Here is a 10,023-nt window from a genome sequence, read left to right as displayed (position 1 = left end):
GATTAGAAAACCCCCTTTCCCGGGGCTCAGGCGGGCCACGCCCTTGCCCTCGCTGCCGATGACGATCGCGATCGGCCCGGTCAGATCGGTCGCATAAACGTCGTCCTTCGCTTCGCCGGCCGCGCCGGCGATCCAGACGCCGGCCTCCTTCAGCCGGTCGATCGTCTGGGCCAGGTTGGACACCCGCGCGACGGGCACGTACTCGACGGCGCCCGCGCTCGTCTTGGCAACGACCGCCGTTAGGCTCGCGCTGCGGCGCTTCGGCACGATGACGCCGTGAGCGCCCGTGCAGTCGACCGACCGTAGGATGGAGCCGAGGTTGTGCGGGTCCTCGACCTCGTCGTGCAGCACGATGAGCGGCGCCTCGCCGCGCTCGGCCGCCCGCGCGAGGAGCTCCTCCGGCTCGGCATACGATACCGCCGCCGCCTGCGCCACGACTCCCTGATGCTGCATGCCCGGCGCCAGACTGTCCAGCTTGCGCTTGTCCGCATACTGCACGACGACGCCGCGCCCTTTGGCCTCCTCCAAAATCGGCTGAACGAGGCTCTTCTGCGCCTGATTCGAGAGCCAAATTTTGTTCAGAGCCCGGCCCGCCTTGAGCGCCTCGAGCACCGGATGCTTGCCGGCCAGATATTGCTCGCCTTCGGCTGCGTCTTCCCCGTCCGACGCCGCGGCGTCGGCGGCGTCGTCCTCATACGCGGCGACGCGAACGCGCGTCTCGCGCTCCGGCGCGTCGGCCTCGTGCCGGCGGCCTTGCGCCTGCTGGCCGGCTCCGCCCCTGCGGTCCGCCGCGAAGCCGGGCTTGTAGCCGCCCGCGGGCTTGCGCGCGCCGCCGGCAGCCGGCTTGTCCGCCGCACGTCGGTCGGCGGTCCGCCCAGCGTCGCGGCCGCCCGAACGGCCTTCTGCCTGCCGGCGGCCGTCCCGGGTTCCCGCGCTCGTCCCTCCATAGGCGGACGGCCCGCCGGCTCCCTTCGCCGGACGGTCCGCTTTCCCCGGTCCTCCCGGGCGATTGCTGCGATTGCTGCTCATGTCGTCTCTTCCTTTCGCCCGGGTCCCGCGGACCCCTCCGGCTTCGTATCTTCAGGTTCGAAGGCCAGCCCGATCAACGCCTCGAGCCGCTCCCGCTCCCCGCGGTAATATAAATAACCGACCAGCGCTTCCAAACCGGTCGCGTGGCGATAATCGCCCGGATCCGCATTCCGCGGCGGGGAACCCGACTTCGCGTTGCGGCCGCGCCTCGCAATATCGGACTCTTCCTCCGTCAGCAGCGGCCCCCAACGCGCCAGCAGCCGCGCCTGCGCGGCGGCGGACACGTACCGGGTGGCCGCCTTGTGCAGCTCGTGCGGCTTGCGCGACGCGGAAGCGATCAACCGCTGACGGACGTACACCTCGAACACCGCATCGCCGACGTAGGCGAGCACGATCGGATTAAGCAGGTTGACCGGCTGGTCCGCCGGCAGCTCCGGCGCGATGACCGGAAGCGGCGGCGCGTTTGTGCGAAGCTCCGTCATTTCCGGCGCCACCGCATCCCCTGGGCCGTATCCTCGAGGATGATCCCCTTGTCCGCGAGCAGGTCCCGAATCTCGTCCGCCCGCGCGAAGTCGCGGCGCTTGCGCGCGTCGGCGCGCTCGGCGATCAGGCTGTCGACCTCCGCGTCCAGCAGCTCGGCGCCCGCCTCCGGCGGCAGCAGCCCGAGCACCTTGTCGAACTCCGCGATCAGTTCCAGATACGCATGGATGTCGGCCGCGCACGCCGCGTCGCGCTTGAGATAGTTATTGGCGTCGGACACCGTCTGGAACCACACCGTGATCGCGTCGGCCGTATTGAAGTCGTCGTCCATCTTGGCGTCGAACGCCGCCCGGAACTGCGCGAGCCGCGGCGCGACGGAAGGATCGGCCGGCACCAGCTCGGAGACGGAGGACAGGCGATGCTTCAGATTGTCGCGCGCATTGGCAAGGCGCTGCACGCTGTTTTCGCCCTGCGCGACCGATTCCTCGCTGAAGTTGATCGGACTCCGGTAATGGCCGGTCAGCATAATATAGCGGATCGCCTGGGCGCTCGTCTTTTGCAGCAGCTCGCGCGGGTTGACGACGTTGCCGATCGACTTGGACATTTTCTCGTTGTCGATGTTGACGAAGCCGTTGTGCATCCAATAGCGCGCGAGCGGCTTGCCCGTCAGCGCCTCCGACTGCGCGATCTCGCACTCGTGGTGCGGGAACTGCAGATCGTTGCCGCCGCCGTGGATGTCGAGCGTCTCGCCCGCGTACTTGAGCACCATCGCCGAGCACTCGATGTGCCAGCCCGGACGCCCCTCGCCCCAAGGGCTGCTCCAGCTGATCTCGCCCGGCTTGGCCGCCTTCCAGAGGACGAAGTCCTGCGGCGACTCCTTGCGCTCGTCGACCTCGATCCGGATGCCGTACTGCAGGTCCGCGAGGTTTTTGTGGGACAGCTTGCCGTAGTCGGGGAACCGCGCGGTCCGGTAATAGACGTCTCCGCCGCTCTCGTAGGCGTAGCCTTTTTCCTCGAGCGTCCGGATGAACGAGATGATCTCGGGGATCGTATCCGTCACCCGCGGATTCTGCGTGGCCGGAACGACGCCGAGCGCGGTCGTATCCTCGATGAACGCCTGGATAAAGCGCTCGCCGAGCTCGGGCACCGTGATGCCCATCTCTTCGGCGCGCCGGATCATCTTGTCGTCGACGTCGGTGAAGTTGGTCAGATAGTTCACCTTGTAGCCGATATGCTCCATGTATCTGCGCACGACATCGAAGAAGATGACGGGACGCGCGTTCCCGATATGAATATACCCGTATACGGTCGGTCCGCATACGTACATCGTGACTTGGCCGGGCTGCTGGGGCACGAATGGTTCGGCCTCGCGGGTCATCGTATTGTAAATGCGAAGGGTCATGGTCGATTATGGCTCCTTTGAAGTTCTTGAACGGGCGGAAGAATAAACAGGTTCAGCTTGGCGGTCTTGCTCCTGCGCCGCCTCGCCTTCGGCCGGCTTGCCGTCGTCGCCTGCGGCGGACGAGTCGCATTTGGCTTTGAGCTCGAGCGGCGGCGGATCGAAGTATCCGCTGCGCTCCCGTTTCAAATGCTCCAGCTCGCCTTTGAGGTCGTCGATCTCCTTTTGCATGAAGCGAAACGTCTCGATGACCGGGTCCGGCAGGTTCGTATGGTCGAGGCGGTCGCCGATCCGCTGGCCGCCCCGCTTCACGACACGGCCCGGAATGCCGACGACCGTGCTGTCCGGCGGCACCTCGCGGAGCACGACGGAGTTCGCGCCTATATTGGAATTGTCGCCCACTTTGAACGAACCCAATACTTTGGCGCCCGAAGCGATGACGACCCGGTTGCCGATCGTCGGGTGGCGCTTGCCTTTTTCCTTGCCGGTCCCGCCGAGCGTCACGCCTTGGTAAATGACGACCTCGTCCCCGATCTCGCACGTCTCCCCGATGACGACGCCCATCCCGTGGTCGATGAACAGCTTGCGGCCGATCTTGGCGCCGGGATGAATCTCGATGCCGGTCATGAACCGGCTCACCTGCGAGATGACGCGCGCAGCGGTGAACCATCTTCTCTTGAAAAGGCCGTGCGCGATCTTATGCGCCCAGATGGCATGCAGCCCCGAATACGTGAAGATGACCTCGAACCGGCTCCGGGCCGCCGGATCGTTTTCGAACACCGCTTCTACGTCGGAACGCACCGTCTCCCAGAAGCCCATGTGTTCTCCCCCCTTGAAGTGTGCTGCCATAATTGCCGAGAGATGCGAAATCCATCGCGGGAGCCGCGCGGGCGTCGCGCCGTGCGCAAAAAGACGCCCCGGCAGCTCTCGCTGCAGAGGCGTCTTCTTGCGGACGCGGTCCCACTCTGCTTGGCGCGATCGGCGCTCTTGCTCTTCCAGCAAGGCGCGGCGAATCGCCCGTCTCATTCGGCCGTTAACGGGGCCCCCCGGCAACGCCTAACGCAAGCCAGACGGCCGGCCGATTCGAAGGAATCGAATCGGCAGCGTCCGGCGCTTCGCTCGGCGCTGCGGCTCCCAGGCGCATTTCCCCCACGTCGGATACGAGACTGCTCTCACCCTAGGCAGTCCTCTCTGGCCGCTCCTCGTCGTGGCGTACTTTCCTGTTCGTCGCTATTACAGCAAGTATAGTGCAACGTCAGGCAGGTGACAAGTGGCTTGGGCGGGCGCGATGGCCTCCGATGCGGACCGCGGAGAAGAGGGGCGGCAAGCTATCCTCGCTGAAAGCGATGCCTTCGAAGGCGATAGCGGCTCCGAAAGGCCGCTATCACTCCACCGCTCGCTGCATCCCAGGCCAATAGCGGCACGAAAGGCCGCTATCGCTACACCACTCTCGGCCATCAAGGTCAATAGCGGCAAAAATGTCCGTTATCCCTGCAAAAACGCCCACCCTTGGCAGGGCACCCCGCAGCCCGCGGTCAGCCGAGCGAAGCCGCCGTCTCCCGCAGCCGCGCGAGCACGCGGTCGCGGCCGAGCAGCCAGATCGTGCCGTTCAGGTCCGGTCCGTGCATCTGGCCGGTCAGCGCCACCCGGATCGGCATGAACAGGCCCTTGCCCTTGGCGCCCGTCTCCGTCTGCACGGCCTTGATGAGCGCCTTCATGCCTTCGACCGTGAACCCTTCTTCGCCGGCGGCCTCGATCTGTCCCGCGAACGCGTTCAGCACCGCCGACACCTGCGGATCGGCCAGCACCGCGCGCGCTTCGTCGTCGACTTCGACCTGCTCGCGCACGAACAACTCCGACAGCGGCACGATCTCCGCGCCGTAGCGCAGATGCTCGCGCAGCAGCGTCACGAGCGCCGCCGCCCATTCCATCTCCTGCTCGTCAGGCCGCTCGGCGATGCGCCCCGCCTTTTTCAGGTGCGGCAAGCACAGCTCGAGCAAGCGCTCCGGCGATACGCTTTTCAGATAATGCTGGTTGATCCAGTTGAGCTTCGCCGTATCGAATACGGCCGGGCTCTTGGACAGGCGCTCCGCCTTGAAGATCTCGATCAGCCGCTCGCGGGTGAAGATCTCCTCTTCGCCCTCCGGCGACCAGCCCAGCAGCGTGATGAAGTTGAACAGCGCCTCCGGCAAATAGCCGAGACCGTCGTACTGCTCGATGAACTGGACGATCGACTCGTCGCGCTTGGACAGCTTCTTGCGGCTCTCGTTCACGATAAGCGTCATATGGCCGAACACCGGCGGCTCCCAGCCAAGCGCTTCGTAGATCATGAGCTGGCGTGGCGTGTTGGTGATATGGTCTTCGCCGCGCAGCACATGGCTGATCCGCATATGGTGATCGTCCACGGCGACCGCGTAATTGTAGGTAGGAATGCCGTCGCGCTTGACGATGACAAAGTCGCCGAAGTCCTCCGAACGGAACGTGATCTCGCCTTTCACCATGTCGTTAAACGTATACGTGCGACCTTCCGGAACGCGGAAACGAATCGCCGGAATGCGGCCCTCCGCCACCAGCTGCGCCTCGTGCTCCGGCGTAATATCACGGTATTTGCCCGAATAGGCCGGCGTCTCTCCGCGGGCAAGCTGCTCCTCGCGCTCCGCCTCCAGCTCCTCCTCGGTCGCATAGCAGCGGTACGCCAGGCCGCGGTCGAGCAGCACTTTGGTGAATTCGTCGTAAATGTGCAGACGCTCGGTCTGTCTGTACGGACCGACATCGCCGTGGCGATCGACGCTCTCGTCCCAGTCGACGCCGAGCCACTTCAGATACGTCAGTTGGCTCTCCTCGCCGCCCGCGACGTTGCGCTTGACGTCGGTGTCCTCGATGCGGATGATGAAGTCCCCGCCGTGATGGCGAGCGAATAAGTAGTTAAAAATAGCGGTGCGCGCGTTGCCGATATGCAGATGCCCCGTCGGGCTCGGCGCGTAACGAACCCGGACTTTGCCGGCCGGTTGATTGCTCATGTCCATGTCCCTCCAGTTCCCGTCATTAGTCTTGCTTGACCAGCAGTACGACCGCCTGCGCGGCGATGCCCTCGCCCCGTCCCGTGAAGCCGAGCCGCTCCGAGGTGGTCGCCTTCACATTCACCTGATCGGCCGCGGCGCCGAGTGCGCGCGCGATCACGTCGACCATTGCCGGAATATGCGGAGCCATCTTGGGCGCCTGCGCGATGATCGTCGCGTCGACGTTGCCCAGCCGGTAGCCGCGCTCCGTCGCGAGCGCCCACACCCGCTCGAGCAGCACGACGCTGTCCGCGTCCTTGAAGGCCTCATCCGTGTCGGGAAAATGCTTGCCGATATCGCCGAGCGCCAGCGCCCCGAGCACCGCGTCGCTGATGGCGTGCAGCAGCACGTCGGCGTCGGAGTGACCGAGCAGTCCCTTTTCATATGGAATGTTCACGCCGCCGATGATGCACAGGCGCCCTTCCGTCAACTGATGCACGTCAAAGCCTTGTCCGATTCTAATCATTCGTTTCGCTCCAATCCGTCGCGCCGGCGCCTTGCCAGCAGCAATTCGGCGATGGGCAGGTCCTCCGGCGTCGTTATCTTCAAGTTGGCATAATCGCTCTCCACGATCGCCACCTTGCGGCCAAGCCGCTCCAGCAGCATCGCGTCGTCCGTCGCGGCGGCGCCCTCGCGCCTCGCCAGCTCGTGCGCTTCCATCAGCTCCGCCCGGGAAAACGCCTGCGGCGTCTGAACCGCCCACAGCAAGCTGCGCTCCGGCGTGGACACGATCATCCCGGCGCCGTCGGACAGCTTGATCGTGTCCTTGACCGGCACCGCCAACGCCGCCGCACCCTGCGCAGCCGCGGCCGCGCAGCATGCCGCGATCCGCTCCGGCGTCACGAGCGGCCGTGCCGCGTCGTGGACGAGCGCGCCCTCGACGCGCAGCGCCGCGAGTCCCGCGTACACGCTGTCCTGCCGCTCCGCGCCGCCGGCAATGACCGCCGTCAGCTTGCGGATGCTATGCGCGCGAGCAAGCGACTCGGCCTGCGCTTCTTCGCCGGCCGCCGCCACGATCACAATCTCGCTCACCGCTTCGCAAGCTTCGAACGCAGCCAGCGTATGCGCCAGCACCGGGCGCCCGTCCAGCGGCAGGTACGCCTTGTTCATGCCGGCGCCCATGCGCTTGCCGCTGCCCGCCGCGACGATGACCGCTCCCCAATCCATGTCCACGCCCTCTTTCGCCTCGGCATGAGTGCGGACAGGCAACCTAAAAAACGCCGCGCCGTCCGCAATCGTGAAGAAGGACGGGACCCCAGCGGGTCCCGCCCGTATACCCTTCCATCATACCCGGTCGGCGTTCATTTTCCAAGAGGGGCAAGCCGGACGCACCTGCGCCGGCGCGTTGCAGCGGCCCGGCACGCACGCCTTTTTACAAAGCCCGCTCCAGCAGCTTCGGCTTCGCGAAGATCATCCGCCCCGCGGACGTCTGCAGGACGCTCGTGACGAGCACCTCCATCGTCGTGCCGATGAAGTCGCGCCCGCCCTCCACTACGATCATCGTGCCGTCGTCGAGGTAGGCGACGCCCTGCCCGTGTTCCTTGCCGTCCTTGATGACCTGCACGACGATCTCCTCGCCCGGCAGCACGACCGGCTTCACGGCGTTGGCCAGATCGTTGATGTTCAGAACCGATACGCCCTGCAGCTCGCACACCTTGTTCAGGTTGAAGTCGTTGGTGACGACCTTGCCCCGCATCGCCTTCGCGAGCTTCACGAGGCGGCTGTCGACCTCTCCCGACTCGTCGCCCGGGTCCTCGTAGATAAGCACCTTCACGTCCAGTTCCTTCTGAATCTTGTTCAGGATGTCGAGCCCCCGGCGGCCGCGATTGCGCTTGAGCAGGTCGGACGAATCCGCGATATGCTGCAGCTCCTCCAGGACGAACTCGGGGATGACCAGCGTCCCCTCGATGAAACCCGTCTTGCAGATGTCGGCGATGCGGCCGTCGATGATGACGCTCGTATCCAAAATTTTATGCTCCTCGTACCTGGGCGCATCTGCGGCCGCCGGCTCCGGCTTGCGCCGGTCGGCGCCCCAGCCCGCGACCTCCTCCTGCTTGCGCAGGCCGATATGCGTTCCTGCGTACGCGAACGCCAGCGCCGTCGCCGCCGAGAGCAGCGCGCCCACGCGCGGCACCGCGCCGAGATACGGCATGAGCAGCATCGCAAGCACAAGCCCCGTACCGCCGCCCGCCAGCCCCGCGATCAGCTGCGTGGCCGGCATCCCCGCGAGCCGGTCGACGCCTTTGCGCAGCAGCTCCGAGAGCGGTCCCGCGCAAGCCGTCGCAACGAGCAAGCCGAGCGCCGCGCCGATCCAGGCAGCGTATGCGCCGATTCCTCCGCCGTATGCCGCCGCGCCGAGTGCGCCGCCCATCCAGGACGACCGCCCCCCGCCGCCGGACACGCTCGCAGAGGACGCAAAGCCTTGTCCGATCGCAAAGCCCGCCAGCAGCCCGAAGGCTTGTATCAATCGTTTCATCAACATAAGAATCACTCCCAAGAATAACCTGATTTGCTACCAGTATGGTCCAAATTCAGGCGGATTAACCCTGTCTCGGGAGCGGAAAATGGGGCCGACGGGAGCGTTCGGCGGATTTCAGCTGAACGACGGAAAGCCGCCTCGAGCGCTTCGGCGCAGGGATTCGCATCCCTTCAAGCGCTTTACGCTTTGTAATACCGGTGCCCTTGTTCTATAATGAGTTCTAAGCAACGCCAATACGGGCAACCGAGGTGGATGGAATGAGCGCGCCAACACTGCAGGAATTTCAGCAGCAGGTGTCCGAGCTTCTGCTTCGTCACCGCAGTCTGCTGGATGTCATGACCAAGTACAGCCAGTCGAACGCTTCGGTCAACCGGGCTGTGTCCAAGTCCATCACCGAATGCGGATGCATCGAGCTGAGCGCCAAGCAGCAAGGCTTCTCCCCCGATCTGGAGCTCGGCGAAGCCATTCGCCAGACCAAGTCCCATATGTCGGGCGAGCTTTGCGAGCAATGCGCCGATATCATTCGTTCGGAGATGGGCAAGAACCTGTTCTATCTGTCCGCTTATTGCAATCTGCTTGGCGTCAACCTGGATGAAGTCGTCACCAAGGAATCGGAAAAATGCAGCACCCTCGGCTGGTTTAACCTGACATAGGCCGGGGCGACCGACCGCATACAACGCAAAAAAGCCGTTCCGCGCCGTATGGCGTAGGACGGCTTTTGCGTCATGAGGCAGCGGCAAACGAGCGATTAAAGTCTCGGCGAGCGAACGAGCGAACGCCGCCAAGCAACGCGCTGCGTCTATGCGCCGCGGCGCGGTCGCTCCTCGTTTTTGCGCCGTTTGCGGCGAAGCCGCTTGTAGGCGCCGGAGAACAAGCGCTCAACGTTTTTTTTTAGGCCCCAGAGCGCATACAGCAGCAGCATCACGAGGATGAAGTTCGGGATCGCCCGCGGGAACATGAACGCCAGAATCACCGCAGCCGCGATGACGAGCGGCACGGCCCAGATCGCGGCCTTGGGCAGTCCGAGCTTCTTGAAGTTCGGGTACTTCAGGCTGCTGACCATAAGGAAGGACAGCGCCAGCGTGGCCACGAGCAGCAGGTACACGTGCAGATCGTTGTGGAACAGGGCGAGCGCCGCCAACACGCCGCCGGCCGCCGGAATCGGCAGACCGATGAAGTAGCCGGGGATGCCCTCGATCACGTTGAAGCGGGCGAGCCGCAAGGCGCCGCAGACCGGGAAGATCGCGGTGATGATCCAGGCGAGCGCCGGATTGACGTCGGTAAAGGCGGCTTGATACATAATGAAGGCCGGCGCGGCGCCGAACGAGATGACGTCGGACAGCGGATCCAGCTCCTTGCCGAACTCGCTCTGGACGTTCAGCGCCCGGGCCACCCGGCCGTCGAGACCGTCGGGCAGCATGGCGATGATGACGAGCAAGGCCGCGCCGTCCGCGCGGTCGTTGAACGCCAATATGATCGATAGTACGCCTAAAAATAAATTGCCTATGGTGAACAGGTTCGGCAACGACTTTGTAAACATTGGACTTCACCTCTACTTTACTATACCCGATCGGGCC

The 10,023-nt window shown here is 64.7% G+C and carries 10 protein-coding genes; 1 reads left to right on the top strand and 9 read right to left on the bottom strand.

Annotation, left to right across the window (positions count from 1 at the left end):
* The 8 genes from rlmB to KVT38_RS29945 all read right to left on the bottom strand — a co-directional run.
* On the bottom strand, positions 1–630 hold a 630-nt coding region (gene rlmB, locus KVT38_RS29980; protein ID WP_217597428.1), incomplete at its 3' end, for a 23S rRNA (guanosine(2251)-2'-O)-methyltransferase RlmB.
* A gap of 395 nt (positions 631–1,025) precedes the next feature.
* Positions 1,026–1,511 carry a Mini-ribonuclease 3 gene (locus KVT38_RS29975; protein WP_217597426.1) on the bottom strand — a complete coding sequence of 162 codons (486 nt, stop codon included), beginning with the start codon at positions 1,509–1,511 and terminating at the stop codon, positions 1,026–1,028.
* Entirely contained in the window at positions 1,508–2,911 is a 1,404-nt protein-coding gene (gene cysS / locus KVT38_RS29970) for a cysteine--tRNA ligase (RefSeq protein ID WP_217597425.1), read from the bottom strand. The genes KVT38_RS29975 and cysS overlap by 4 nt, the downstream gene beginning before the upstream one ends.
* A gap of 6 nt (positions 2,912–2,917) precedes the next feature.
* Positions 2,918–3,727: a serine O-acetyltransferase gene (gene cysE, locus KVT38_RS29965; protein WP_217597424.1), complete on the bottom strand. Its 810-nt coding sequence runs from the start codon at positions 3,725–3,727 to the stop codon at positions 2,918–2,920.
* 716 nt (positions 3,728–4,443) lie between these two features.
* Positions 4,444–5,928, bottom strand: coding sequence for a glutamate--tRNA ligase (gene gltX, locus KVT38_RS29960; protein WP_217597423.1), 1,485 nt, complete (start codon positions 5,926–5,928; stop codon positions 4,444–4,446).
* A 25-nt stretch (positions 5,929–5,953) separates the two neighbouring features.
* Positions 5,954–6,433, bottom strand: coding sequence for a 2-C-methyl-D-erythritol 2,4-cyclodiphosphate synthase (gene ispF / locus KVT38_RS29955; protein WP_217597422.1), 480 nt, complete (start codon positions 6,431–6,433; stop codon positions 5,954–5,956).
* Entirely contained in the window at positions 6,430–7,134 is a 705-nt protein-coding gene (ispD, locus tag KVT38_RS29950) for a 2-C-methyl-D-erythritol 4-phosphate cytidylyltransferase (protein WP_217597421.1), read from the bottom strand. Before ispD ends, ispF begins: the two co-directional genes overlap by 4 nt.
* A 205-nt stretch (positions 7,135–7,339) precedes the next feature.
* Positions 7,340–8,449 carry a PIN/TRAM domain-containing protein gene (locus KVT38_RS29945; RefSeq protein ID WP_217597420.1) on the bottom strand — a complete coding sequence of 370 codons (1,110 nt, stop codon included), beginning with the start codon at positions 8,447–8,449 and terminating at the stop codon, positions 7,340–7,342.
* A 254-nt stretch (positions 8,450–8,703) separates the two neighbouring features.
* On the opposite strand from KVT38_RS29945, the gene KVT38_RS29940 reads away from it, so the two are divergent.
* Complete coding sequence (locus KVT38_RS29940; RefSeq protein WP_217597419.1) at positions 8,704–9,099, top strand: nucleoside triphosphate pyrophosphohydrolase family protein; 396 nt, start codon at positions 8,704–8,706, stop codon at positions 9,097–9,099.
* A gap of 146 nt (positions 9,100–9,245) precedes the next feature.
* On the opposite strand, the gene pssA is transcribed toward KVT38_RS29940, so the two are convergent.
* Complete coding sequence (pssA, locus tag KVT38_RS29935) at positions 9,246–9,986, bottom strand: CDP-diacylglycerol--serine O-phosphatidyltransferase (RefSeq protein WP_217597418.1); 741 nt, start codon at positions 9,984–9,986, stop codon at positions 9,246–9,248.
* Between the last annotated feature and the right edge of the window lie 37 nt (positions 9,987–10,023).

It is taken from the genome of Cohnella sp. GbtcB17 (assembly GCF_019091135.1).
GTDB lineage: Bacteria > Bacillota > Bacilli > Paenibacillales > Paenibacillaceae > Cohnella.
This window is presented reverse-complemented; position numbering and strand designations above follow the sequence as displayed.

Bases quoted from the DNA above. Each gene is read 5' to 3' on its own strand.
- ispF (WP_217597422.1), bottom strand. From the start codon at position 6,433: ATGATTAGAATCGGACAAGGCTTTGACGTGCATCAGTTGACGGAAGGG.
- pssA (WP_217597418.1), bottom strand. From the start codon at position 9,986: ATGTTTACAAAGTCGTTGCCGAACCTGTTCACCATAGGCAATTTATTT.
- cysS (WP_217597425.1), bottom strand. From the start codon at position 2,911: ATGACCCTTCGCATTTACAATACGATGACCCGCGAGGCCGAACCATTC.
- ispD (WP_217597421.1), bottom strand. From the start codon at position 7,134: ATGGATTGGGGAGCGGTCATCGTCGCGGCGGGCAGCGGCAAGCGCATG.
- KVT38_RS29940 (WP_217597419.1), top strand. From the start codon at position 8,704: ATGAGCGCGCCAACACTGCAGGAATTTCAGCAGCAGGTGTCCGAGCTT.
- KVT38_RS29975 (WP_217597426.1), bottom strand. From the start codon at position 1,511: ATGACGGAGCTTCGCACAAACGCGCCGCCGCTTCCGGTCATCGCGCCG.
- KVT38_RS29945 (WP_217597420.1), bottom strand. From the start codon at position 8,449: ATGTTGATGAAACGATTGATACAAGCCTTCGGGCTGCTGGCGGGCTTT.
- cysE (WP_217597424.1), bottom strand. From the start codon at position 3,727: ATGGGCTTCTGGGAGACGGTGCGTTCCGACGTAGAAGCGGTGTTCGAA.
- gltX (WP_217597423.1), bottom strand. From the start codon at position 5,928: ATGAGCAATCAACCGGCCGGCAAAGTCCGGGTTCGTTACGCGCCGAGC.